This window comes from Kribbella monticola, from assembly GCF_003261635.1.
Lineage (GTDB): Bacteria > Actinomycetota > Actinomycetes > Propionibacteriales > Kribbellaceae > Kribbella > Kribbella monticola.
Window position 1 is genome coordinate 22302 of the sequence record NZ_QFXK01000034.1, and the last position, 21975, is coordinate 44276.

21 protein-coding genes are annotated in these 21975 nt (G+C 68.5%); 7 read left to right on the forward strand and 14 right to left on the reverse strand.

The features are described 5' to 3' along the window. Positions 1 to 2: 2 nt before the first annotated feature. The 5 genes from DIZ26_RS24725 to DIZ26_RS24745 all read right to left on the reverse strand — a co-directional run bounded on the left by DIZ26_RS24725 (position 3) and on the right by DIZ26_RS24745 (position 5837). Entirely contained in the window at positions 3 to 1400 is a 1398-nt protein-coding gene (locus DIZ26_RS24725) for an ATP-binding protein (RefSeq protein WP_112245545.1), read from the reverse strand. Positions 1401 to 1927: 527 nt separating this feature from the next. Then, positions 1928 to 3202, reverse strand: coding sequence for a serine hydrolase domain-containing protein (locus tag DIZ26_RS24730; protein ID WP_112245547.1), 1275 nt, complete (start codon positions 3200 to 3202; stop codon positions 1928 to 1930). Positions 3203 to 3263: 61 nt separating this feature from the next. Further along, positions 3264 to 3986 (reverse strand): Clp protease N-terminal domain-containing protein, encoded by a 723-nt coding sequence (locus DIZ26_RS24735; protein WP_112245549.1) that lies wholly within the window; start codon positions 3984 to 3986, stop codon positions 3264 to 3266. 54 nt (positions 3987 to 4040) lie between these two features. Beyond that, complete coding sequence (locus DIZ26_RS24740) at positions 4041 to 5189, reverse strand: serine/threonine protein kinase (protein WP_269815405.1); 1149 nt, start codon at positions 5187 to 5189, stop codon at positions 4041 to 4043. A gap of 48 nt (positions 5190 to 5237) precedes the next feature. Further along, a complete protein-coding gene (locus tag DIZ26_RS24745; RefSeq protein ID WP_112245553.1) occupies positions 5238 to 5837 on the reverse strand; it encodes a hypothetical protein in 600 nt (199 codons plus the stop codon). A gap of 89 nt (positions 5838 to 5926) precedes the next feature. Between DIZ26_RS24745 and DIZ26_RS24750 the strand changes: the two genes are divergently transcribed. The 4 genes from DIZ26_RS24750 to mug all read left to right on the forward strand — a co-directional run bounded on the left by DIZ26_RS24750 (position 5927) and on the right by mug (position 8173). Next, the gene (locus tag DIZ26_RS24750; protein WP_112245555.1) at positions 5927 to 6253 is read left to right on the forward strand and encodes a hypothetical protein; all 327 of its coding nucleotides are present in this window, start codon (positions 5927 to 5929) and stop codon (positions 6251 to 6253) included. A gap of 77 nt (positions 6254 to 6330) precedes the next feature. Then, positions 6331 to 6615 (forward strand): hypothetical protein, encoded by a 285-nt coding sequence (locus DIZ26_RS24755; RefSeq protein WP_198676271.1) that lies wholly within the window; start codon positions 6331 to 6333, stop codon positions 6613 to 6615. A gap of 1 nt (position 6616) precedes the next feature. Beyond that, positions 6617 to 7312: a hypothetical protein gene (locus DIZ26_RS24760; protein WP_112245557.1), complete on the forward strand. Its 696-nt coding sequence runs from the start codon at positions 6617 to 6619 to the stop codon at positions 7310 to 7312. A gap of 357 nt (positions 7313 to 7669) precedes the next feature. Beyond that, complete coding sequence (mug, locus tag DIZ26_RS24765; protein ID WP_112245559.1) at positions 7670 to 8173, forward strand: G/U mismatch-specific DNA glycosylase; 504 nt, start codon at positions 7670 to 7672, stop codon at positions 8171 to 8173. Here the strand turns inward: mug and DIZ26_RS24770 are convergent. Beyond that, positions 8167 to 9096, reverse strand: a complete 930-nt coding sequence (locus DIZ26_RS24770; protein ID WP_112245560.1) for an alpha/beta hydrolase — start codon at positions 9094 to 9096, stop codon at positions 8167 to 8169. The genes mug and DIZ26_RS24770 overlap by 7 nt on opposite strands. 114 nt (positions 9097 to 9210) lie before the next feature. On the opposite strand from DIZ26_RS24770, the gene DIZ26_RS24775 reads away from it, so the two are divergent. Next, positions 9211 to 9783: a TetR/AcrR family transcriptional regulator gene (locus tag DIZ26_RS24775; RefSeq protein WP_112245562.1), complete on the forward strand. Its 573-nt coding sequence runs from the start codon at positions 9211 to 9213 to the stop codon at positions 9781 to 9783. Positions 9784 to 9840: 57 nt separating this feature from the next. Here the strand turns inward: DIZ26_RS24775 and ligD are convergent, their stop codons facing one another. Then, the gene (ligD, locus tag DIZ26_RS24780) at positions 9841 to 10812 is read right to left on the reverse strand and encodes a non-homologous end-joining DNA ligase (protein ID WP_112245564.1); all 972 of its coding nucleotides are present in this window, start codon (positions 10810 to 10812) and stop codon (positions 9841 to 9843) included. A 46-nt stretch (positions 10813 to 10858) separates the two neighbouring features. Here ligD and DIZ26_RS24785 point away from each other — a divergent pair, with 46 nt between their 5' ends. Next, the gene (locus tag DIZ26_RS24785; protein WP_112245566.1) at positions 10859 to 14197 is read left to right on the forward strand and encodes a hypothetical protein; all 3339 of its coding nucleotides are present in this window, start codon (positions 10859 to 10861) and stop codon (positions 14195 to 14197) included. A gap of 10 nt (positions 14198 to 14207) precedes the next feature. Here DIZ26_RS24785 and dusB read toward each other — a convergent pair whose 3' ends face one another. Genes dusB through DIZ26_RS24805 form a run of 4 tightly spaced genes read right to left on the reverse strand, consistent with a single transcriptional unit; the run spans position 14208 to position 17814 of the window. Beyond that, entirely contained in the window at positions 14208 to 15332 is a 1125-nt protein-coding gene (gene dusB, locus DIZ26_RS24790) for a tRNA dihydrouridine synthase DusB (protein ID WP_112245568.1), read from the reverse strand. 1 nt (position 15333) lies between these two features. Then, the gene (locus DIZ26_RS24795) at positions 15334 to 16083 is read right to left on the reverse strand and encodes a hypothetical protein (RefSeq protein ID WP_232828576.1); all 750 of its coding nucleotides are present in this window, start codon (positions 16081 to 16083) and stop codon (positions 15334 to 15336) included. A 2-nt stretch (positions 16084 to 16085) separates the two neighbouring features. Continuing rightward, positions 16086 to 17471 carry a glycine--tRNA ligase gene (locus DIZ26_RS24800; protein WP_112245570.1) on the reverse strand — a complete coding sequence of 462 codons (1386 nt, stop codon included), beginning with the start codon at positions 17469 to 17471 and terminating at the stop codon, positions 16086 to 16088. Between the two features lie 46 nt (positions 17472 to 17517). Continuing rightward, positions 17518 to 17814 (reverse strand): antibiotic biosynthesis monooxygenase family protein, encoded by a 297-nt coding sequence (locus tag DIZ26_RS24805; protein WP_112246062.1) that lies wholly within the window; start codon positions 17812 to 17814, stop codon positions 17518 to 17520. Positions 17815 to 17926: 112 nt separating this feature from the next. Between DIZ26_RS24805 and DIZ26_RS24810 the strand changes: the two genes are divergently transcribed. Next, the gene (locus tag DIZ26_RS24810; protein WP_112245572.1) at positions 17927 to 18235 is read left to right on the forward strand and encodes a DUF6703 family protein; all 309 of its coding nucleotides are present in this window, start codon (positions 17927 to 17929) and stop codon (positions 18233 to 18235) included. A gap of 60 nt (positions 18236 to 18295) precedes the next feature. Here the strand turns inward: DIZ26_RS24810 and DIZ26_RS24815 are convergent, their stop codons facing one another. From DIZ26_RS24815 to DIZ26_RS24825, 3 genes are all read right to left on the reverse strand, one after another. Next, positions 18296 to 18853 (reverse strand): DUF305 domain-containing protein, encoded by a 558-nt coding sequence (locus DIZ26_RS24815; protein WP_112245574.1) that lies wholly within the window; start codon positions 18851 to 18853, stop codon positions 18296 to 18298. A 76-nt stretch (positions 18854 to 18929) separates the two neighbouring features. After that, positions 18930 to 20183 (reverse strand): DUF1996 domain-containing protein, encoded by a 1254-nt coding sequence (locus DIZ26_RS24820; RefSeq protein ID WP_112245575.1) that lies wholly within the window; start codon positions 20181 to 20183, stop codon positions 18930 to 18932. Continuing rightward, positions 20180 to 21919 carry a discoidin domain-containing protein gene (locus DIZ26_RS24825; protein ID WP_112245577.1) on the reverse strand — a complete coding sequence of 580 codons (1740 nt, stop codon included), beginning with the start codon at positions 21917 to 21919 and terminating at the stop codon, positions 20180 to 20182. The genes DIZ26_RS24820 and DIZ26_RS24825 overlap by 4 nt, the downstream gene beginning before the upstream one ends. Positions 21920 to 21975 lie beyond the last annotated feature (56 nt).

The window sequence follows — 21975 nt, forward strand, 5'->3', positions numbered from 1 at the left end:
GGTCAGACCCCGTAGACGGTCGTGTCGTCGTCCGCGTCCTTGGCCAATCGCTTGGACAGGTAGAGCGCCTCGAGGGCGAGCTCGACCGCGGCCGCGATCCGTCCGGGCGAGTCGTCCGGCTCCACTCCTGCCCGGGCGGCGACGTCGTGCAGCACCGGAAGCTCAGGCAGGGCAGCCAGTACGTCGCGTCCCGGGATCCGCTCGCCCGTCGTCACAAGGTTGCCGTCGGCAACGGCATTGGCCAGCGGGGTGAGGTCGAGCCCGGCGAAACGCTCCCGGGCGGTGTCGGCGACGGACCTCCGGAGCAGATACTCGAGCAACTCGGTCTCGCGCCCTTCCTCACCAGGCTCGAACTCGAGCTTGCCCCGCAGTACGGCGGGAACCGCTTCGAGGTCGACCGGCCGCGCCACCGCCGGCTCCTCGCCGGTGATCGCGCTTCTTCTCAACGCGGCTGCAGCCACCGTCTCGGCCGCCGCGACCGCGAACCGGGCCGAGACACCCGAGCGCTGGTCGATCGCGTTCGACTCCCGCAGATGCCGGACGAAGCGCGCAAGCACCTCCAGCAACGGCTCCCCGACCTCGGCGGTCAGGTGGCTCTCCTGGCGTACTACGTCGACCTCGGCGTCGATGTCGAGCGGGTAGTGCGTCCGCACCTCCGCGCCGAAGCGGTCCTTCAGCGGGGTGATGATGCGGCCGCGGTTCGTGTAGTCCTCGGGGTTGGCGGTCGCCACCAGCAGGACGTCGAGCGGGAGGCGCAGGGTGTACCCGCGGACCTGGATGTCGCGCTCCTCCATCACGTTCAGCAGCGCGACCTGGATCCGCTCGGCCAGGTCGGGCAACTCGTTGATGGCGACGATCCCGCGGTGCGCCCGCGGTACCAGGCCGAAGTGGATGGTCTCGGGATCGCCGAGGCTACGGCCCTCGGCGACCTTGACGGGGTCGACGTCGCCGATCAGGTCGCCGACCGAGGTATCCGGAGTGGCGAGCTTCTCGGCGTACCGGAGGCTGCGGTGCAACCACGCGACGGGCAGCTCATCACCGAGCTCAGCTGCTCGCCGTTGCGAGGCGGGGGTGATCGGGTCGAGTGGGTGCTCGGGCAGCTCCGCTCCCTCGATCACCGGGGTCCATTCGTCCAGCAACCCGACCAGCGTGCGGAGCAGACGCGTCTTGCCCTGACCACGCTCACCGAGCAGTACTACGTCGTGCCCGGCGAGCAGGGCACGTTCCAACTGAGGGATGACAGTCCGGGAGAACCCGACGATCCCCGGCCAAGGGTCGCGCCCGGCGCGCAACTCGGTCAGCAGATTGTCGCGGATCTCGGTCTTGATCGAACGGGGAAGATAGCCGGCGGCCCGAAGCTCGCCAACATTCCGGGGCAGCTCAACAGGTGCACTAGTCACGCCCCCGACGTTAGCTCGCCCTCCCCAAACCAGACACCGAATTCCCCTGAGGGCTTAGTACTACGCCCCGCTTCGCACCTCCTGCTTCGGCCGCTCGACCGACCCACCCCGGGTCGCCGCTCCTTCGTCGCGGCTCGGGTGCTGGCGCTGGGCAATCGGCTGGCGCATGGGGCCGCGGGTCGGGCGGAAGTCGGGAGCTACCGACGGTGTTCACACAGACTGCCCCGATCAGCAGGTGTCGCGGGCATGGCCAGACGGTTTCCGCATACACCGCATTCGTCGATTCGCCACCTAGGGTCGGCGATCTGGGCGGGTGGGTCTGGCCCAAGGAGGAAGGCGCGAGGGAACGCAGTACGAGGGCACGGAACTCTGCGGGGAGGTCATCGGGTGACGGGCGTCCACGGTTGGTCTGACCGTATGGAGCACACGCGACGCGGACTGCCTTCATCGAGCCGCGACGAAGGAGCGGCGAACCGGGGTGGGCGGGTCGAGCGGCCGACGTAGGAGGCGCGAAGTGGGGCGTAGTACTAGACGCGCGGGGTGACTCGGCCCCAGGCGAGGAGGTGGGTGGGGGTGAAGGTGACTGGGGTCCAGGGTTGGTCGGGGGCGGTGCGGTAGACGTAGTGGTTGCCGTCGAGGGGTGTTGTCGGGTGGAGTTCGTGTTCGACGACCGGGTTTTCGGCGAAGGCGAGGCGGGCGCCGGTGGCGTTTTCGGTGAGGAGGAGACGGTCGCCTTCGCGGGTGGCGTCGATTCGGATGCCGGCCCGTTCGTAGCTGCCGAGGATGGCGTCGGTCGGCACAACAGCGTCAACCGGTTCGGGAGCCGGTGGGGGCGCGACTTCGGCGTACTGCGTGAAGACCTCGGTGGCGACCGCTTCGAACAGCGCGTTCCCGTTGGCGGAGTTGGTCAGCAGCACCATCGCGACGCGGGCTTCCGGGTGGATCCGGAGATAGGCCAGTTGCGAGATGGTGGAGCCGTCGTGACCGAAGAGCTGGTGACCCGACCAATCGTAGAGTCGCCAGGTGAGGCCGACGTGGCCGATGTCCGAGCCGGCCGGGTACTCCACCTGGGGCTCGCGCATCGCGGCATATGACTCGTCTTCGAGGTGCAGCCGGGCGAAGCGCAGTACGTCGCTCGCACTGGCTGTGATGAGGCCTGCCGGGCCGAGGCTGCGCGGGAGTTGCCAGGTGCTGACCGGGGTCCCGTCGGCAAGGTGCCCGACGGCGGCACGGTGCAGGATCGCCTCCTCTGGCAGCGTCACCGTCGAGTGGAGGTCAAGCGGCGTGGTGATGCGGGCGTGCAGGGATTCGTCCCAGCTGCGGCCGTCCAGTACCTCGATGATGCGGCCGAGCAGGACGAAGCCGGCGTTGCAGTACGAGTACGCCGTCCCCGGCTCGAAGAGCTGGTCCGCGTCGGCGAGCAGTGCGACGTACTTCGCGACGCAGTCGTCGCCGCGACCGGTGTCGGTGAACACGTCACCATCGAGCCCACTGGTATGAGTCAGCAGGTGCCGAACGGTGATCCGCTCATCGATCGATGCCTCAGGCAACAACTGGAGTACGTGATCGTCGAGCGAGAGCCGGCCTTCCGCGGCCAGCTGGACGATCATGGTCGCGGTCCATGCCTTGCTGATCGAGCCGATCTGGAAGAGCGTGTCGGCGGTCACCTCGACGCCGGTGGCGCGGTTGAGTACGCCGTACGGCGTGATCGTCTCCTCGCCGTCCACCCACAAGCCGAGGACGGCCCCGGGAACGGCGTGGTCTGCGGCGAGTCGGGCCAGGCGTGAGGTCCAGTCAGGCATGCGTCCAACCTATGCGGCCCGAGATCGGGCATCGGCGCCGAGGCCCGATCGATGCCGCCGCCTACTTGGTGAGTTTGGTGAGCTGCGCCCGGATGTCCGACCAGGCCGTTGCCTCGTCCAGTCCGAGTTGTTCGAGCACCTTGGTCGCGATCGCTGCCTGGCCGCGGTAGAAGGCCAGCAGCAGGTGCTCGGTACCGACGTAGTTGTGGCCCAGGGCAAGGGCTTCGCTGACCGCGTCCTGGAGGACGTGGGCGGCGCGGCGGGTGAACGGCGGGCCTTCGTTCAGTGCGGTGTCGGTCTGGTCGGCCGCCTCAGGCCCGCGTGCGGGGCTGAGCGGTTCGATCGCGGCCGCGACCTTCTCCTCGGTGATGTCGTGCGCGAGCAGGACTTTGGTCGCGATCGACGCCGGCTCGGAGTACATCCCGAGCAGGACGTGTTCGGTGCCGATGAAGGAGTGGTTGCGCGCCTGCGCCGCCACGCCGGCCGCTTCGAGGACAGCCCGGCACCGATTGGTGAAGCGGCTGAAGTCCGGGGCGGCCGCCCAGGAGTCGGCGAAGCGCTTGTGGGCCGCCTGCTTGCTGACGCCGAGCACGGTACTGATCTCGACCCACGACTTGCCGGCACCTCGGGCGCGGTCGACGAAGTAGCCGAGGGCGGCGTCGCTGGTACTGGTCAGGTCGTTGATCGTGCTCGACGCGGTGGCGAGCTGGACGAGGACGTCGTCGGTGCCGGCGTCTTGGCGGATCGTGTCGATGAGTTGCTGCAGATCGGGTCCTGGAGTCATGTCGTCAACCTTAGGTTGACGAGTCGATATCCGTCAACCCTGGGTTGACGGGGGTCAGCACTGGTGCCGGACGTAATCGGTGAGCGACCAGCCACTCCGGCCGTCGGGGAGCCGGACGTGCACCCAGGCGGCGCCGTCGCGCGGCGAGATCGGAGTCAGCCGGTCGCCATGATGAACCGTCGCGATCACCGTCCGGCTGCGCGGCGCGTCCCGCACGGTCGCATCCTGCGCACACACCGTCAGTTGCGTGGGCGGTTGATTGCCTTGGGCAAGGATCGGCGCGGTCACCCCGCCGATCACCAGCACCGGCGCCGCGATCGCGACCCACTTCCCGATCCGGCGCCTCGTCCAGCCGCCCTGCTTCACCACGGCAGGCGCGACGTCGCCGGCCGCCGCGGCCCGGAGCGCCTGAGCGAAAGCGCCGGCGGTGGGATAGCGATCCGCCGGCTCCTTGGCCATCGCCGTACGGACAACTTCATCGAAAGCAGCCGGTACGCCGTATTCGCTCGGCGCCGGCGGTGGGAGCATCGCGACGGCGTACGCGAGTTCGGGCAGGGTCCGCCGGTCGAAGGGGCGCCGACCGGTCAGCAAACTGAACAACGTGCCGCCGAGCGCGTACACATCAGTTGCCGCCGACACCGGATCGCCACGCCACTGCTCGGGCGCCATGTACGCGACCGTGCCCGCCACCGCGCCGAGCGACGGGCCGGACGGCGTACCGCTGCGAAGCCAGTCCGCTCCCCCACTGAGATCCATCCCGGTACTCGACTCCAGGCTCGCCAACTGCCGGGCGACACCGAAGTCGGCGACCGTCGGGCGATCGCCGTCGAGAATGATGTTGGCCGGCTTCAGATCCCGATGGATCACCCCGGCCTCGTGCATCGCATCGACCGCGGCAGCGACCTCGGCGAGCATCGCGACCGCTCGATCGACCGACAGTGGGCCGCTTTCGTCCAGCAGCCGCTGCAGGTCAGGTCCACTCAACCGGTCCATCACCAGCCAGGCCTGATCGCCTTCGCCGCCGACCGCATGTACCCGGACCAGCCCTGGGTGCTCGACGGCCGCGGCCAGCCGAGCCTCCCGGCGCAGCCGGTCACGGTACTGCGGGTCGACCAGCTCGGGATGCACCACTTTGACCGCGACGGACCGTCCGTCGGACAGCCGGTTCGCCGCGTACACACCCCTGTCGCGCCCGCACCCAATGGCTCCGCCAGGCGGTAGCCAGGTACTTCGACGATCACGGCTCGCACACTAACCCGCACTCTCCGGATCCGGAAGGGATTCTGCGGCCCGCCGGACAATCGGTTCCAGCTGAGCGACTTCGGACAGAACTTTCTGCCGGAAGGCCTTCAGATCGCGGGGCTGGTCGTCAGTTCCGCGCACCGGCGACAGGAGTTGGCCGACCGCCTTGGTGAGTGGATCGTCGGCGGCGGAGTCGACCAGCGGCAGTAATTCGCGCGCTTCAGCCAGCGCCTGGCTCAGCAGTCGGGTGCGGATCGGCTGATCGAGCAGCAGGGCCGCGATCCGCAGCATCCTTCGTCCGGCCCGCAGGGCAACCTCCGGGCTCAGCGGCCGGCCGCCCTCGTCCTCGCGCCGGTCGCGGACCAGGTCGATCCACGGCTCGACGGTCTCGCCCCGCCAGATCGGGCCGGACGACAACTCGGCATCCGGCTCGGGCATGCCGTGACTGCGCCGGCGCCGCCAGGCCGTCACCAGCTGCCGGTTCAGCCCGAGGGCCTCGGCGATCTCGGCGATCCCGTAGAAGGCCTTGCGGGCGGACCCGGCCCCCTCGGCGGTGCCGTCACCGCTGATCGCCGCCTCTTCGTCGTACGCCGATCGCCTGTGGTTCACCAGGTCAGCGTAACCACGGAGTACAGCTATTGCCATCTCTGACGACACGATCTACCGTCATCACAGATGACATCGACCTGGAGGTTGTGATGACACGCAAAACCCCGCTCGCTCTCGCCGTTGCTGCGCTCGCTCTCGGCGGCGCGACTCTCGCGGCCGGCGCGCCGGCCGCCACCGCGGTCGAAGTACCGACGCATGCGATCAACATCTGCCAGAGCGCGACGATGTACGAGAACTACAACTTCTCGATCCCCGGCCCGGTCACGTACATGCGGACCTTGGGCTACGGCGACAAGATCGGCCACACCCCCGGCAAGCACCCGGTCTACAACGGCTGGGCCTCGATCCAGGACTTCGGCCCGAACGACTGGGGCTTCATCCGCGAGGAATGCATCGGCGGCTACAACAGCTGGTGACTGCCACCCTCCACCGCCGTACCCCTCGCCTTCCTTCCTCTTTTCACTTCCCTCCACCGCCCGTCCGAGGAGATTCCATGAAACGAGTACTACGTACTGCCGCCGCCACCAGCGTTCTGCTCGTCGCTGGCCTCGCCATCGCCCCGACCCAGGCCGATGCCGCCAACGGGACGGTCGGCGTCCGCGAGACTGTCTGCGCCCAGGACCTCCAACTGCGCACAGACCCAGGCGGCGCTCGCTCCGGCACGCTGCACTACGGCCAGACATTCCTGGTCGAGCGTGTCATCCCCGGCTGGGCCTACGGCTTCGCGTACGGCGATATCAACCACCGCGGCTGGGTCCAGGACGGCTGGTTCTGCTGACATGAATCACTCCGCCCTCAAACGAGTCTTCGTCGCCGTCGCTGCCGGAGTGCTGGCAGCTGCCGGACTCAGCCAGCCGGCCAGTGCGATCAATCAGTACCGCACGATCGGCAACGTGCCGAAGCCGGCCGCCTGCAACAACCACGGCACGATCCCGGCCGGCGGCTGGCTGGCGAACAAGTCCTGCGGTTACGTGATGGGGACCGCGATCGCCGGCACGCTCTTCGACGTCAGTACGACGACTGCCAGCAACTTCCACTTCGGCCGATGGCGCGCGGGCGACGGGTCGAGCTTCTGCACCTATCTGGTTCCGGGCGCACTCGACACCTCGCACTCGACGCCGGTCGCGGACAGCTGTAGCAGCGCCACCAGCGATCGCCTGTCCCACCGGCGCAGTTTCGGGCACGACTTCGACGCCGCTCCGCACACCGGCAACGGCTCGATCATCGTCGCGATCAACCCGTCGGCCTGCACGGGGTACTACAACTACTTCGTCGACAGCAACTACACCAGCGGCCGCCTGCACGACCCGGTCGGTTTCGCCCTGCCCAGCACCGGCGGCTACCGCTACTCGACCAACGACAACGGCGCCTCGATGATCCGCGTCGACGCCCTCGGCGAAACCATCTGGCTCTTCGTCGCCCGAAGCTGCATCCAGTCCCAACTCCCCGCCACCTTGAACAACGAGAACGACTAGGTCGGTCCCCCGCCCTTCCCGCCCTGGGTAGGCGTGGGCCGATTCGCCCCCGCCCTTCCCGCCCGGGCTAGGCGTGGGCGGATTCACCCCCGCCCTTCCCGCCCGGGGGGATAGGCGTGGGGGCTTCGTCCCCGCCCTTCCCGCCCGGGCTAGGCGTGGGCGGATTCACCCCCGCCCTTCCCGCCCGGGGGGATAGGCGTGGGGGCTTCGTCCCCGCCCCCACCGCCCCGGGGGGTGGGGGCGGATCGCCAATACTGATCAAGGCCGGCGGCGGCCGGCCACTCACGCTCAAGCGCTGCGTCTCTGCAGCAGACAGCCGCGGTTGGTCAGTGTTGGCGGTCCACCTACAGTTCCCTCATGCCGCAGCTGCCCGACCTGATCGCCCCGAATCTGCGCGTCCTCTTCTGCGGGATTAATCCCGGGCTCGTGTCGGCCGCGACCGGGCATCACTTCGCGCGGCCCGGGAACCGGTTCTGGCCGGCGTTGCAGCTGGCGGGCTTCACGCCTCGCATCTTCCGCCCGGACGAGCAGGCCGAGCTGCTCGATCTCGGGCTCGGCATCACCAACGTCGTCGATCGGCCGTCGGCGAAGGCGGACGAGCTCAGCAAGGCCGAATTCAGGGCGGGTGGCGAGAAGCTGGTGGAGAAGGTACTCGAGTACGAGCCGCAGTGGCTCGCGGTGGTCGGCATCACGGCGTACCGAGATGCGTTCGGGGAGCGGAAGGCCGCGATGGGCCGGCAGGTCCGGACGATCGGCAGGACCCAGCTCTGGATCCTGCCGAATCCGAGTGGACTGAACGCCCACTACACGCTTCCGAAGCTGGCGGCCGCTTACGCGGAGCTCCACGCAGCTGCCTACTGAAGCGCCTTCTTCAGCGTGCTGATCGCGAGGTTGATCGCGGTCTCGGCGCCGTGCGTACCGCGGAGCGCGTCGACCATCACGAAGTCGTGGATCACCCCGCCGATCCGCACCGCGGTGACCTCGACGCCGGCGGCACGCAGCTTGGCGGCGTACGCCTCACCCTCGTCACGCAGTACGTCGGCCTCGGCGGTGATCACCAGTGCGTCGGGCAGTCCGGCCAACTGGTCGAGCGTCGCGCGCAACGGCGACGCGGTGATCTGGTTCCGTTCGGCCTCGTCGGTCGTGTACTGGTCCCAGAACCACTGCATCCCCTCGCGCTGCAGGAAGTACCCCTCCGCAAACTCGTGGTAGGACGCGGTGTCGAACGACGCGTCGGTGACCGGGTAGAAGAGCACCTGCTGACGGATGGCCACGTCACCGCGCTCCTTCGCGAGCAGCGTCAGCGCGGCCGTCATGTTGCCGCCGACCGAGTCGCCGACGACGGCCAACCGCTCCGCATCCAGGCCATGCTCCTTGCCTGAAGCAACGATCCAGCGGGCGACCGAGTAGCTCTGCTCCAGCGCGTGCGGGTAGCTGACCTCAGGAGAGAGGTCGTACTCCGGGAAGACGACCGCTGCGCCCGAGCCGACGGACAATTCGCGGACCAGCCGGTCGTGAGTGTGCGCGTTGCCGAAGACCCAGCCGGCGCCGTGGATGTAGAGGATCACCGGCAGCACTCCGGCGACTCCGGCCGGCCGGACGATGCGCGCCTTGGTGCCGTCGGGAGCGGTGATCCACTCCTCGTCGACGGGAAGCTTCGGGTAGTCGGTGGTCTGCACCTCGTCAACCGCCTTGCGGCCGTCGGCCGGGTCCAGCTGGAACAGGAACGGCGGCTCGGCGGTGGCGTCGGCGAAGGCTTGGGCGGCGGGCTCGAGGACGGTCATCGAAGTACTCCCTGCGGGTGAGGTCCAGAGCGGAGAACGAGCGTTCTCCCTCGATGTCCGCTACTGTAGGAGAACGATGGTTCTCGGCGCAAGTCGTGGTTTGGAGGAGGGTCTATGACGGTCGACACAGCCACCGCGCAGCGGCAGGTGCTGGAGGCGGCGGACGCGTTGTTCTACGAGCGCGGCGTCCAGGCCGTGGGGATGGACGCGATCCGGACCGCGTCGGGCGTCTCGCTGAAGCGGCTGTACCAGCTGTTCAGCTCCAAGGACGAGCTGATCGAGGCGTATCTGAAGCACCGCGACGAGCTGTGGAACACGATGCTCGCGGAGCATGTCGACGCCGCCGGCGAGCCGAGGGAGCGCATCCTGGCGGCCTTCGACTTCCTGAACGACTGGTTCCAGCAGCCGGACTACCGCGGCTGCGCGTTCATCAACTCGTTCGGTGAGCTCGGCACGGTGTCACCCCGGGTGGCCGAGCTGGCGAACGAGCACAAGGCCGACTTCCAGCGCCGCCTGACCGAGCTCACCGAGGCGGCCGGCGCGCCCGATCCGGCCCGCCTGGCGGAGTACCTGATCCTGCTCAGCGAAGGGGCGATCACCCGATCTGCTATCTCTCGGTCCGCCGAGCCCGCCGAACGAGCCCGCGAAGCAGCCGGCCTCCTCCTCGACGCACTCCTTCCGAGCTGACCCGCTCGCAACTGCCCGCCTTCCGGCAGGCTGCGCCGCCGCTGGTGGGCCTGCCGGTCAGCTGGACTCTTCTGCTTCTCGGCGGGCTTTGGCGCGGCGTTTGCCTTCGTGCATGGCGACCACCCGGGCGACTGGGATCTCGTGGCCTTCGGCGATCAGGTCGGCGGGAAGCGTCTGCGGCGCCGGGAGTTGCTCCGCCCACGCAGGTGTCGCAGCGAGCAGGCCAGGCGTCGTACGGATAGTGAAGTCGGACGGGCTGACCTGGTCGAGGTTGTCCCAGCCGACGGGGAAGGAGACCGTGGCGCCTGGGCGAACGCGTGGGCTGTACGCCGCGACGACCGTCGCGCCGCCCGCCCGGGTCGAGTCGACGAACACCTTGCCGCCACGTTCCTCCCGCACGTACGCCGTCGTCGCAAGTTCCGGATCGATCCGCTCGGCCCGCGCAGCGATCGCCCGAGTCGCGGCGGCGGCATCTTCGATCGACGCCTGGTCATCGATCGGCACGTAGACGTGAACGCCCTTGGCTCCACTGGTCTTCACCGCGCCGGACAGCCCGAGCTCGGTCAGCGCCTCGCGGACCAGGAACGCCGCCTGCACCGCAGCCGAGAACGTCTCCCCCTCGGGCGGATCGAGGTCGAGCACCAGGTGCGTGACCCGGTCCCACCGATCGGCCCGGACGAGGGTCGGGTGATACTCCACCGCCCGCTGGTTCGCGAACCACAGCAGCGTCCGCCGGTCGTCGCACAGCGCGTAGATCACCTCGCGCTTGGACGCCTCGGCCCACATCGGCACGGTCCGCACCCACTCGGGCGTGTACTTCGGGACGTTCTTCTGCATGAACGGTTTCTGCCCCGGCCGGACCCTGATCACCGACAGCGGCCGGTCCTGCAATCCAGGCAGCAATACCTCGTGCACCGCGTCCAGATAGTCGACCAGGTCGCGCTTGGTCGCCTCCGCGCCGTCGAACAACGGCTGGTCGAGGTTGGTCAGCGGTACCCCGTCACGCGTCTCGTCCGGCTCCTTCGCCATGGCAACGACCTTAGTGTCTGACACGGGTCCAGGGCAGGATGTGGGGATGCAAGCGACCGAGCTTCTGCGCTCCCTCGACAGCCTTCCGTACGGCGAACGCTCGCGGCTGATCGCCCAAGAGGCCCAGCGGCTGCGCGGCACGCAGGAGCTCGTCGCCCTGCTCGAACAGCTCAGCCGGGGCGCCGCCTTCGAGCGCGTGCTCGGCCTGCAACTGGCCCAGATCGCCGGCCAGACCGACTACGTGGCACACCTCCTCGCCGACCCCGATCCCACCGTCCAGGCCCGCGCCCTCGTCGCCGTCTCGCGCGGTGTCGCAGTCTCTGACGAGACCCTCCACACCCTGTACGACGATGCGCCGGCCGCGCTGCGGGGCAAGCTGCTCCGGGTGATCCGCCGGACCGGCCGGCACGAGCTCGCCACCCGGCTGATCGAGGACCACCGGGATCGCTGGGGTGATCGCTCGGCCGCGGCCATCCTGAGCAGCACGGACAGCGCCACCGTCGTACGGCTCCTTCCCGAGCTGGCCTATTGCCTGTCCGCCGGCGAATGGCAACGGCTCGCCGTCAAGCACCCGGCCGCCGTCCACGCGTATGCCGAGCAGACTGTCCCGACCGGATCCGACTGGCAGGAATGGTGGCAGGGCATCGCGTACGGCGTTGTCGCTCTGCTCGACCGCGATGACACGCAACCCGCCCCGATCCTCGCCCTGCTCGACCGCGCACTCCCCGCCAATCAGTTGCCAAGGGCAATCACTGGGGTCCTCGGCCGCCTCATCGACCTGGACCGCGAGCTGGTCCTGCGAATCCTGCTCACCCCCGATCGATCGCCACTTCTCAGCCACGCGCTGACTCCGGCCGTGTGCCGTCGCCTGCACCGGTTCTCCGACGACGAACTCGGCGCGCTGGGCCGCCTGCTCTGGCCGAACACGGCCGACCTGCTCGCCGACCTGCCGCCGTCGCGGCGTGCTGCGGTCTTCGCGGCGCTCACCAGTTCGCTCGACCTCTCCCGGACCGACCTTCCCAACGCGCTCCTCGACGTCCTCCCCCAGAACCTTCGGCACGAGCAGGCGCGCCGGATGCTCAAGCTTCCGATCGTCGCGGAGAACCTTCGTCGCCGCTGGGAAGTCACCGCCTATCTGCCGTACGACGAGGCGTTCGCGCTGCTGGAACCGGAGATCCGGCGTCCCGAGGCCGACGACCGTGCCGCGGTCTATCGAGCCGTCGTCTCGTCCGCCGGTCACAGTCGGCAGGCCGCAGCGGTGCAGGCCGCACTGTCGTGGTCGACGAGGGTTCGCAACGATCGCGAGCCGGTGCGCCGGGCCGTCCTCGCCGCGGCGGCCGCGCTACCGCCATCGGTGCTGGCCGACGAGCACGTGGCGCCCTTGCAAACCTTGCTGACCGATGCACTCGAAGCACGGGACAGCTCCTGGCTGGTGCGCTCGGCGTTGAACCAGCTGGCGGAGTGCGCCGTCCGGGAAGGTGCCCTGCGCAACCAATCCGCCTTGCTGGGTTGGGGTCTGGAGTCGCACGCCCGGCTCACCGAGAACCGGGGCACGGTCAACCTCTACGGCCTCATCGACGGACTCCCGCGCGGGCGCGAGGTCGCGGTCTACGAGGCATTACGCCCGTACGTCGAGGCGGCCGCGGCCCGTCGCGAGTTCGACCTCGCCTTCGCGATCGCGTCGGCTTTCGGTCGGCGTGGCTGGACCAACGAGCAGCTGCACCGCATTCTCGAGCAGGCCGTCTGGTCGAACAAGGAGTACGTCGTCGGCCGCGCTGCTGAACTCTGGCTGCAACCGACGTCCACCCGGGCCGAGCGGGTCGGCCGGATCATCAAGCGGGACGTCGGGATGGCCCGCTGGGATGCGGTCTGGCGGGCCGTCACCGAGGTTCGCACCGACCTGCTCGATCCGGTCCTCGCCAAACCCGAGCGCATCCACCGCTTCGATCGCAACCACCCGTCCTGGCAGGTCCCCGACTCGGCGCTCCGCCGCTGGCTGCCCCGCCAGCACGTCCGGTACGCCGACCTGCTCACCACGGCCGCGCGGGACAAGCGCATGCCGGACTGGTCTCGCGCTGGGGCCGTGTCAGCGCTCGGGCATTTGCCGGACATCGGTAGCGCGGCAGTCGAGCCGTTTCTGACCAGCGATCAGGTGCTGCTGCAGGAGGCTGCTCTTGGAGCGCTGGCGTGGACCTCTCAGCCTGAGCTCGCCCTGCCTGCCCTGCTCACCCATGCAGGTGACGACCGTGCACGTGTCGCGATCTACGCGGCTACCCGAGCTGCGCGGTTCGTACGGCCGAGCCTGCTGGCTGCTGCCTTCCAGCCGTTGCTGGTGGGCGACGGTGTGAAGGTGACCTCTCGCAAGGAGGCTGCGCGGCTCCTGGGCGAGCTACGTGCACCAGGGGCGAGCGAAGTACTGGCTGATGCCTGGGGTGGGGCGCATCGGGATGTGCGTGCTGCGATCACGAGTACGGCGTCGCAGTACTTGCTGCACGAGCCGGGTAGCTGGGCTCTGCTGCAGCAGGCGGTACACGACTCTGATGCGACTGCTCTGGCACTCACGGCTCGGCAGCCTTTGGACATCGCGGAGAAGTACAGGGCGCGCTACGGCGACCTGTTGATCGCGGTCACGGCCAGAGCTGAGCCGGACGTGGTGGCAGCCGCCTTGGCAGCGTTGGCTCGCTGGGGTCGCTGGATCCCTGCTGCTGCAGAAGTTTGCGGTGAGTTCGTCACCGATCTCTCGTCACGCAGCCCGAACTGGCGCACCGCGGCCGACGCGCTGGCAGTGATGGCCGGGCGGCAGCACATCGGGGAGCTGGACGACCTGCTCGAGGTGGTCCGGTTGCTGCTGCGGCATGACGACGATCCGGCCGCACCCGACGGCGAGGCGGACCGCGACCGGCCCGCATGGCGTCGGCTGACGGTGCTGGTGGATTCGGTCGAGGCCGCCGTACGGCAGCAACCGCTGGAGCGTCGGGCAGGACTTCGGATCCTCGCCGACGAGCTGGCCGGCGTACCGAGCTTCCTGCCTCATCGGCTTCGTCTTCTCGTCACTGCCACCTCGTGGGCATCGCCTGCCGACGATCTGCGGCAGCAGGTGTCGCTCGTCGCTGATCGGCCGGTTGCGGCAACCTTCCTGAGCGAGCTGGTCCGGAACGCGTTGGCCAACTCCAGTTGGCGACCTGCGGAGCTGAGTGGACCGGCCGATGAACTGACGCGCATCGGTGACCTCGCCTCCGGCCTGCTCGCGTGCACCTTGGTCAGCGCCGCCGGCCCGTACGCCGGTTGGCCGGCCGAGTGGCGCACCCGCCTGGTCACCCTCCGCCGCCACCCGAACCCAGACGTCCAGCAACTCGCCATCCGCCAAGCAACAGCCGAGGAGTAGATCCGCTCTACTAGCCGCCGGAGACGCCGATTTCGGCTTCGGCCATGTCTGTGGTGAGGCCGTCGGTGTCGTCGAGCCAGCCGTGCGGGAGGACGACGTGGTCGCGCGGGCTGCCCTGGCGACCGCGAGGGGCGCCCAGTTCCTGCACCGGGAAAGGAGCAGACGGATCCAGCTGCGACAGCAATTCGTCCAGCTTGGCGAGCGAGTCGACCATGCCCAGCGCCGCGCGCAGCTCACCACCGGCCGGGAAACCCTTGAGATACCACGGCACGTGCTTGCGGAAGTCGCGCAGCCCGCGCTGCTCCCCCATCAGATCCGCCAGCAACTGCCCGTGCCGCCGCATCACTGTCGCGACCTCACCCAGCGTCGGCAGATTCAGCGCCTCGCCGCCGGCGAACGCCACCGCGAGATCGCGGAACAGCCACGGTCGGCCGAGGCAACCGCGGCCGACGATCACCCCGGCACACCCGGTCTCGGCGACCATCCGCAGCGCGTCCGAGGCTTCCCAGATGTCACCGTTGCCGAGCACCGGGATGTTCACGTGCTCGACCAGTTCGGCGATCTTCGTCCAGTCCGCCTGGCCGGAGTACGCCTGGGCCGCAGTACGCCCGTGCAGCCCGATCGCCGCCGCGCCGGACTCCTCGGCGATCTTGCCCGCGTCCAGGTACGTCTGGTGCGCGCTGTCGATGCCGATCCGCGTCTTCATCGTCACGGGGATCCCGTACGGCGTGGCGGCCTTCACCGCGGCCTGCAGGATCGCGCCGAGCAGATTCCGCTTCCACGGCAGGGCCGCGCCGCCACCCTTGCGGGTCACCTTCGGCACCGGGCACCCGAAGTTCAGGTCGACGTGCGCTACGCCGTACTCCGAACACAGCAGCTCGACCGCGCGCCCGACATAGACCGGGTCCACGCCGTACAGCTGCACCGAGCGGACGGTCTCGGAGTCGGCGAAGGTGAGCATGTCCAGCGACTTCTGGTCACCCTCGACGATGCCGCGCGACGTGATCATCTCGCAGACGTACAGACCAGCGCCCTGCTCGGCACACAACTGCCGGTACGCCGCGTTGGTGATCCCCGCCATCGGGGCGAGCACCACCGGCGTGTCGATCGTGAGAGCACCTAGTTGTAGAGACATGTCAGGCCTTCGTCACCAAGACTTGGCCATTGCCCGAGATCTGCGCGCGATAAGGCTGGACCGCGTTGCCGGTCGTGGTGACGTCGCAGGAGATGCCTTGCGAGGTGGGCTTGACGACCGCGACATCCTCCATCGTGCAGGTCACCTTCGCGGCGTCGGTGACGGTCCGCTGGACCGCGTCGACCACCTTGGCGCGCACGATCGGCACCGAGTCGGAGGTGAATTTGTAGGTTGCCGAGTACTGCTTGGCGTCGATCGTCAGCTTGCCCGGGTACGACTTGCCGGCGTACGTGACCGTGCAGGTCAGGTCGTGCGTGCCGGGCTTCTCCGCGTCCTCGATACCGGGGCAGGTGACCGTCGTGGTGGCGGCCTTGCCGGCCGCGATCTGCGCCTGCTTGGAGATCGCGAACCGGATGCGCTGCGCGAGCGGCGCGTCCGAGGCCGGCTGACCGGTCACCTTCGGCGTCGGCCACGGCTTGGACGGCGTCGGCAACGGGGTCAGCGTCGGCGTCGACGCGGTGGGAATCGGCGCTGTCGAGGAACCACCGCTCGGCTTGGACGACGGCGTACCGCCCGCGTCCTTCGAGGGCGTGTCCGAACAGCCCGCAAGCGCCAGGCCGCCAAGCAGCAGCGCAACCGGAACCACAGCGCCACGCAGCACAGCCCCATGCAGCACAGCGCCACGCGACACGGCGGCCCGCAGCACAGCGCCGCGCGGTACTGCGGGCCGCTCGATCCCCGATGGGTTCATCGTCAGCAGCCCACCAGCCGCTGGGCCAGGTAACCGGTCACCTCGGTCAGCGCGACGCGCTCCTGCTTCATCGAGTCACGCTCGCGAATGGTCACGGCCTGGTCGTCGAGGGTGTCGAAGTCGACGGTGATGCAGTACGGCGTACCGATCTCGTCCTGGCGGCGGTAGCGGCGGCCGATCGCGCCGGCGTCGTCGAAGTCGACGTTCCAGCTCTTCCGCAGTTCGGCCGCGAGGTCCTTCGCCTTCGGGGACAGGTCGGCGTTCCGCGACAGCGGCAGCACGGCCGCCTTGACCGGGGCGAGCCGCGGGTCGAAACGCAGTACGGTCCGCTTGTCCACGCCGCCCTTGGCGTTCGGGGCCTCGTCCTCGGTGTAGGCGTCGAGCAGGAAGGCGAGCACGTTGCGGGTCAGCCCGGCCGCCGGCTCGATCACGTACGGCGTCCAGCGCTCGCCCTTCTCCTGGTCGAAGTAGGACAGGTCGACGCCGGAGTGCTTGGAGTGGGTCGACAGGTCGAAGTCGGTCCGGTTCGCGATGCCCTCGAGCTCGTCGAACTCCTTGCCACCGAAGTGGAACTTGTACTCGATGTCGACCGTGCGCTTGGAGTAGTGGCTGAGCTTTTCCTTCGGGTGCTCGTAGAAACGCATGTTGTCGGGGTTCAGGCCGAGGTCGAGGTACCAGTCCCAGCGGGTCTTCAGCCAGTACTCGTGCCATTCCTCGTCCGAACCCGGCGCGACGAAGAACTCCATCTCCATCTGCTCGAACTCCCGGGTCCGGAAGATGAAGTTGCCCGGGGTGATCTCGTTGCGGAAGCTCTTGCCGACCTGGGCGATGCCGAACGGCGGCTTCTTCCGGGCGGTGCCCATCACGTTCGCGAAGTTGATGAAGATGCCCTGTGCGGTCTCGGGCCGCAGGTAGTGCAGGCCTTCCTCGCTCTCGACCGGGCCGAGGTAGGTCTTCAGCAGGCCGTTGAACATCCGCGGCTCGGTGAAGGTGCCCTTGTTGCCGCAGTTCGGGCAGGCGATCTCGGCGAGCTTGACCTCGTCGGCGTCCTTGTTCTTGCGCCGGGCGAACTCCTCGCGCAGGTGGTCGTCGCGGAACCGTTTGTGGCACGACTGGCACTCGGTCAGCGGGTCGACGAACTCCTCCAGGTGGCCCGAGGCCTCCCAGACCTTGGTCGGCAGGATCACCGAGGAGTCCAGCCCGACGATGTCGTCACGGCTCGTCACCATCGAGCGCCACCACTGGGTCCGGACGTTGTTCTTCAGCTCGACGCCGAGCGGTCCGTAGTCCCAGGCCGACTTGGTGCCGCCGTAGATCTCGCCGCACGGGTAAACGAAGCCTCTGCGCTTACTCAGGCTGACGACGGCATCGACGGTATCCACGGGCACTTTTCGACTCCAGATGGGTGATACGAGAAAGGTCAAGGTTATCGGTTCAGCGGTGCGGAGCGAACTCGTCCAGATCGTCGTACGCCGTCGGCTCGTCGATCGCCTGCGAGAGCAGCGGTACCGCGGCCAGCTTCACCTCGTACGGCGAGAGCGCGCGCCGGTAGCTGCCGATGTTCAGCCACTCCATGCTCAGCGCGAGCAGTTCGGGATCGTCGGCGTTCCGGCCGGTCCGGGCAGCCACGAAGCCTTTCTGCCGCGACAGCACCTCGACGGCGGTCTCGAGCCGGCCGATGAACTCCGCCTGCGCCGACTCCTCGACCCGGAACCTGATCACCACGAACACCCGCGCCACCCTACGGCGTCACACCCCGCAACCCCGACCTCACCTCCCCTTTTCGTCCGAACAACCGAGGGTCAGGACCCGTACCGCTTCGGACGCAAGGAACAATGGGGCCATGAGTTCCTCCAGCAGCCAGCCGGTCAGCCCGCTCCGGGCCCGGATCACCAAGGCGAGTTACCCGGTCGTCGCCCGGCTGCACGGCATGCCGAAACTCACCCTCCCGGCCATCACCTTGGTGCTCGCCCTGATCGGCGTCTTCGCCCCGCTCCCCGCCGGAGTCCCCGCGCTGCTGCTCCTGGCGCTCCTGCTCTGCTGGCTCGGCTTCCTGTCCTGGCCAGTGGTCACCACCGGCCAGCGCGCGATCCGGATCTTCTCAGTCCTCGTCATCGTCCTCTTCGCCGTCAAACGCATCGCCGACAGCTGACCAACGATCACCCGCTGTCGCCGAAGGTGAACCGTCCGTCTGAAGCAAGTCCCTGATCGGTCAGAGTTTGGCGAGCCGGCGCAGCTGGCCGGCCCGGGTGAGTTCGATCGACGCGGCGAGCTTCTTGACCGCCGGTTCCTGGCCCGCCGTACGGATGCTGCGGGCGACGATGACCGACTGTTCGAGGTGTTCTTTCAGGTTCTTCGCGAAGAGGCTGTCGAAGGTTGGGCCGGTGGTGTTGCTGAGGGCAACGACTTCTGGTTCGGTCATCATGCCGGGCATGTCGTGGCCCTCGTGCTGGTTGGCGGTCGGCGCCTTGGCGCGGGCCCGGAGGGCGATCAGCTCGGCGAGTTCGGTGCGGTGACCGGCGGCCAGTGAGGTGGCGAAGGAGCGCAGGGCGGGAGTGGTCGCCTGTTTCTGGGCCAGGGCGAGGACCCGGAGGAGTTGCTGGTCCATCGGGATCATCAGTTCGATCCAGGCGAGGTCGGTCAGGTTGAAGGCGGCGTCGGTGTCGACCACGGTGACCGCCGGTGGTGGTGCCGAACTGGCAGCCGAGGACGCGCCGCACCCTGCGAGCAGACCAGCGAGCAGCAAGGCGACCGGGGCGAAGGGTTTCATCGGCAAAGCTCCTTCATGACCAGCAACAAGAGCCGGGCGGGTCCTGGGACGAGAACCCGCCCGGCAGTCGGAGGACCTACGGATGGCCGTTGGCGCCGCACTTGATGATCGGGCGGATGCAGTCGTTGACGCGGCGTTCCATCTCGGCCGGCGGCCAGGCGTTGAAGAAGTCGCCGTGCATCGTGTAGCCACCACCCGACGCGAGCCGGAAGCCGGCCGTCGGACCGTTCACCGGATAGCGCAGCACCTGGCGAAGCTTCGGCACCGGCACCGGGTGGCTCGCCGGGCACTCGCCGTTGACCGGATACGCCATATGGCTCTTGTGATCGGGCGAATCAAGGTCGCGCCCGTTCCAGCACTGGGGGAAGTCCAGGTAGGACTCGAGCATGCTGCCGGCCGGGCAGTTGATGAAGTCGTGCCCGGCCCCGGCGTCACCGGCGTGCAGGCAAGACCAACGGGAGATGGTGTTGTCGTTCGGACCGGTCGCCTTCGCGTTGCCGGCCACGATCCGCAACCCGAACGGCAGCGGCTGGGTCCGGGCGATCACGTCGTCGCGGACCCCTTCGCCCAGGTAGTAGAAGGTGGTTCCGGTCGGTTCGACCGGCTGGTTGTTCACGTAAAGCGTCGGCACCCAGTACGACGACTTGTCCTCCGCCGGGTTGCAGCTGGTCGGCGAGTTCACCAGGTCCTGCACGGTGGTGTTCGCGTTCGTCACGGTCGCACCGAAGAAGCTGTGCATGTGCGAGGCGCCGGGCAGGTTCGGGAACACGATCGGATCGTCCGGCAGGCCGTGGGTGAAGGGACAATCCGCGAGGAACTCGGCCACCCGGACGATCGGGCCGCCTCCCGGCGTACCGCCGAAGACCTGGAACTCGAACAGCGAGGCTCCCCACTGGGTCGCTCGCTCGGTGACCAGCACCCGCACGTACCGGCCGTTGCCGTTGACAACAAGATTCTGCTCTCCTCCGGTACCGGCCGTGGTCGAGTAGACGGACAGCCATTCGTTGCCGTCGTTGGACGTCTGGAGCTGGAAGCCGCGGGCGTACGCCGCCTCCCAGCGCAGCAGCACCCGGCTGATCGCCTGGGCCGAACCCAGGTCGATCCGCAGCCACTGGTTGTCGGCGAAACTGCTGGCCCAGCGGGTGCCGTTGTCGCCGTCGACGGCCGCGGCGGCGGGGAAGGCGGCGCTCTCCACCGACGACGCGAGCGTCGGACGCCCCTGGGACAGCAGGGTTTCCGCTGCCTGCGCGGGTTGTCCGGTGCTCACCAGGTAGGCGCCGAACAGCGCGAGCAGAGTGACCAGCAGCATTCCGAACCGCGGGCCTTTCATCGGTAGACCCGCACGTAGTCGACGAGCATCCGAGACGGGAACGGCGTCGCCGAGTTCGGCGGGCCGGGGAAGTCGCCGCCGACGGCCAGGTTGAGGATCAGGTAGAACGGGTGGTCGTAGATCCACGGACCACGCGTCGCCTCGAGTTGCGCCTTGTCGACTGTGAAGACGGTGATGCCGTCGACCTGGTACGTGATGCCGGTCGAGTTCCAGAGCATCGTCCAGGTGTGGAAGTCGTTCGCGAAGTCGGCGCCACCCGGCAGGCCGTACGATCCGCCGTACCCGCCGGCGCCGTTGTACGCCGGAGCGTGCAGCGTCGAGTAGGCCTTGGTGGTCTCGCGGCCGAGGATCTCCATGATGTCGATCTCGCCGTTGTACGGCCACGGCCGGCCGGTCAGGAAGTCCGAGCCCATCATCCAGAACGCCGGCCAGAAACCGTTGCCCTTGGGCACCTTGATCCGCGCCTCGATCTTGCCGTACGTCGTATCGAACTTCGTCCCCGTGTTGATCCGGGCCGACGTGTACTGACAGGTCCCGCTGCCGCTGACCGGGTCGATCGGGCAGGCGGAGCCCGGCGTCACCTCACGACGGGCCTCCAGGACGAGATGACCCTGGCCGTCGGTCTGGACGTTGTTGTCGGTGTAGACCTGCAACTCGCCGTTCTGGCCGTTGCCCGGGTCGGCACGCCACTTGCTCGCGTCCGGTTTGGCACCGGCGGCGCTGTTGAACTCGTCCGACCAGATCAGCTGCGGCGGGTTCGCCGGGTCGGCCGGCGGGGTCGGCGGCGTGGTGGGCGCACCGCCGGTGCCGTAGACCTGGAACTCCCAGAGCGAGTATCCGTACGGCGTATTGCGCTGCGTCCCGTACATCCGCACGTAGCGCCCGGTGCCGGTGATGTTCAGCGTCTCCTTGAATCCGGGCCCGTTGGTCGTTGTGTAGATCGGCGTCCAGTTGGTCGCGTCGTTGGAGACCTGGATCTGGTACGACTTCGCCGACGCGGGGTCCCATTGCAGGATGACCTTGTCGATCTGGGCGGTCGCGCCGAGGTCGACGTAGATCCAGCCCGGGTCGACCCAGCCGGTGTCGGTCGTGGTCGCCCAGCGGCTGGCCGGATCGAGGTCGAAAGCTCTGGCCGGCGTGCATTCCCAGCAGTTGCCGTCGCTCTGCTGCGACGAGGCGACGCCAGGCTTGTTGTACGACAGGAGTTTGCTGCCGGGAACCGTGCCGCTGGTGCTGCCGAAGACCTTGAACTCCCACAGCGAATAGCCCCACTGGGTTGCGCGCTGCGTCCCGAGCAGTCGGACGTAGCGGCCGGAGCCCGAGACGTTCAAGGTCTGGTTGCCACCGCTGCCGGTGGTCGTGCTGTAGATGGAGGTCCAGTTGTTGCCGTCGGCAGACGTCTGGAGCTGGAAGGCCTTCGCGTACGCCGCTTCCCAGCTGAGCTGGACCTGACTGACGGTGGCGGTCTGACCGAGGTCGATCTGGAGCGACTGCGGGTCGCTGAAGGTGCTGGACCAGCGCGTGCCTGGGTCGCCGTCGACCGCCGCGGTGGCCGGGAAGGCGACGCTTTCGGTCGAGGATGCGGTGACGGGCTTGCCTTGGGACAGTAGCGAGTCGGCGGCGTTCGCCGACGGGCTGACGACGAGAGCGATGAAGAAGCTCATCGCGACGGCGAGGAGTGTCGCGGTCCTGAGGCGGCCGCGGCGGCGGGCAGGGGGCGGGGAAAGCGTCTGCATGGGCATCTCCAGGGCGGGCGGGAAGAGAGGCGGGGGAACGTTCCCTAAGCCTGAGA

Bases quoted from the DNA above. Each gene is read 5' to 3' on its own strand.
- DIZ26_RS24730 (WP_112245547.1), bottom strand. From the start codon at position 3,202: ATGCCTGACTGGACCTCACGCCTGGCCCGACTCGCCGCAGACCACGCC.
- DIZ26_RS24735 (WP_112245549.1), bottom strand. From the start codon at position 3,986: ATGACTCCAGGACCCGATCTGCAGCAACTCATCGACACGATCCGCCAA.
- DIZ26_RS24750 (WP_112245555.1), top strand. From the start codon at position 5,927: ATGACACGCAAAACCCCGCTCGCTCTCGCCGTTGCTGCGCTCGCTCTC.
- DIZ26_RS24755 (WP_198676271.1), top strand. From the start codon at position 6,331: ATGAAACGAGTACTACGTACTGCCGCCGCCACCAGCGTTCTGCTCGTC.
- DIZ26_RS24760 (WP_112245557.1), top strand. From the start codon at position 6,617: ATGAATCACTCCGCCCTCAAACGAGTCTTCGTCGCCGTCGCTGCCGGA.
- mug (WP_112245559.1), top strand. From the start codon at position 7,670: ATGCCGCAGCTGCCCGACCTGATCGCCCCGAATCTGCGCGTCCTCTTC.
- DIZ26_RS24770 (WP_112245560.1), bottom strand. From the start codon at position 9,096: ATGACCGTCCTCGAGCCCGCCGCCCAAGCCTTCGCCGACGCCACCGCC.
- DIZ26_RS24775 (WP_112245562.1), top strand. From the start codon at position 9,211: ATGACGGTCGACACAGCCACCGCGCAGCGGCAGGTGCTGGAGGCGGCG.
- ligD (WP_112245564.1), bottom strand. From the start codon at position 10,812: ATGGCGAAGGAGCCGGACGAGACGCGTGACGGGGTACCGCTGACCAAC.
- DIZ26_RS24785 (WP_112245566.1), top strand. From the start codon at position 10,859: ATGCAAGCGACCGAGCTTCTGCGCTCCCTCGACAGCCTTCCGTACGGC.
- dusB (WP_112245568.1), bottom strand. From the start codon at position 15,332: ATGTCTCTACAACTAGGTGCTCTCACGATCGACACGCCGGTGGTGCTC.
- DIZ26_RS24795 (WP_232828576.1), bottom strand. From the start codon at position 16,083: ATGAACCCATCGGGGATCGAGCGGCCCGCAGTACCGCGCGGCGCTGTG.
- DIZ26_RS24810 (WP_112245572.1), top strand. From the start codon at position 17,927: ATGAGTTCCTCCAGCAGCCAGCCGGTCAGCCCGCTCCGGGCCCGGATC.
- DIZ26_RS24815 (WP_112245574.1), bottom strand. From the start codon at position 18,853: ATGAAACCCTTCGCCCCGGTCGCCTTGCTGCTCGCTGGTCTGCTCGCA.
- DIZ26_RS24820 (WP_112245575.1), bottom strand. From the start codon at position 20,183: ATGAAAGGCCCGCGGTTCGGAATGCTGCTGGTCACTCTGCTCGCGCTG.
- DIZ26_RS24825 (WP_112245577.1), bottom strand. From the start codon at position 21,919: ATGCAGACGCTTTCCCCGCCCCCTGCCCGCCGCCGCGGCCGCCTCAGG.